Annotated in this window: 1 protein-coding gene and 1 pseudogene; both read right to left on the bottom strand. The window is 29.6% G+C overall.

The window, feature by feature from the left end; all coding sequences use genetic code 11:
- A pseudogene (locus A9G09_RS12965) lies at positions 1-340 on the bottom strand (DNA (cytosine-5-)-methyltransferase); the annotation flags it as partial.
- A 1-nt stretch (position 341) separates the two neighbouring features.
- Positions 342-1,360 (bottom strand): DNA cytosine methyltransferase (locus A9G09_RS01235; protein WP_218056775.1); only part of this gene is annotated, 1,019 nt, incomplete at its 5' end.

The raw sequence follows: 1,360 nt of genomic DNA, 5'->3' as shown, positions 1-1,360 counted from the left end.
GATTGATATCAATTAATGTGAATTTTACTTTTGGGATATGCTTATATTTCTCAAATAAAAAAGGTAAAAAATTACCTGCCCCTACTGATGGTTCACAAATATGTAGTTGTAATTTCCCCGAAAAATCAGGTAAATAATCAATGATTTCTTGAATGATAAAAGGATTTGTATAATAAGCAGAATGATTTTCTCTTTCACTATTACTTAATTCAATAATACGAGAAAGTACTGTAGTATCTATAGTTTTATTTTTAAGTTGTGATAACAGGTAATCAGATAAACAGTTTTCATCATTAAGTTTATGTTTTTTGATCAGTTGTAATATTTCTTTCTCTGTCATATCAAATTACTTGCTTAATTTTTTCCGCAACTGTTTTAAATATTGCTGTTGGTACAGCTTCCCCGATACTTTGACGTATATTCATCTCATTTTTCTTAGAAATTTTTTGTTTTTCTGCTAAAGGTAAATTATTCAATGTTTCTAATGATATATCAATCCATTTAAATTGATCAGGGATAGTCATTAATTTCATTAATTCACGAATAGAAAAAACACGATCTTCTATTGGATGTACAGTATTTTGGCTCGCCAGTTGATCATTTCTAGTATGAATACAGGGAGCAACTTTATCATAAAGTTGGCGAGTATATTTATCCCCATTTTTGGATTTGTTAAGTACTATTTTTCCATTTACAATTTTATGCGGACGTTTATTTAATTCAACATTATCGAAAGCACTTTGCCCTTGCTTAATATCTGTTATCCAAGCTCGCATATTTTCAGGGTAAACACGAAAACTATGATAAAAATCATTATCATCATATTCCCCCCAATTAAGTGATTTCATATTGCCAATTACTTGCTTAAGAGTAACTTCGTCGCGTTCATCTGGAAAAAATTGGCTAGGTGAATATGATAAATTTTTATCCACTCCAATTACTAAAGTTCTTGTGCGAGATGAATTTGAACCATAATTCTTAAAATTAATAATTCGGTATTCAATTTTATAATTCGTTGCCAATTCAGCTAGGATTAAATCGCCAATAGCAATCACTTTTCCTTGATTATTGGTACAACCTGTTTTCCAAAATGCTTGAACATTTTCTAAAATAAAAAAATATGGACATATATTTTTTATCATATTTACACTTTCAACTACAAGGCTATTTCGTTCAATTTCATTTTCTTTTTTCTTATGATTAGCAACACTCATACCTTGACAAGGAGGTGTTGCAATGACGACATCAACACGATCATTACCTAACTTTTGCCAACGCTGAATTTCCAGATAAATGCGTTGTTTGATTTCATCTTTTCTAATATCTCCATTAATATATCCAGAATCAAATCGACACTTTT

It is taken from the genome of Gilliamella sp. wkB292, from assembly GCF_001690235.1.
Taxonomy (GTDB): Bacteria; Pseudomonadota; Gammaproteobacteria; order Enterobacterales; family Orbaceae; genus Gilliamella; species Gilliamella apicola_F.
The sequence above is the reverse complement of the archived record's forward strand: the minus strand, read 5'-3'. Positions and strand labels throughout refer to the sequence as shown.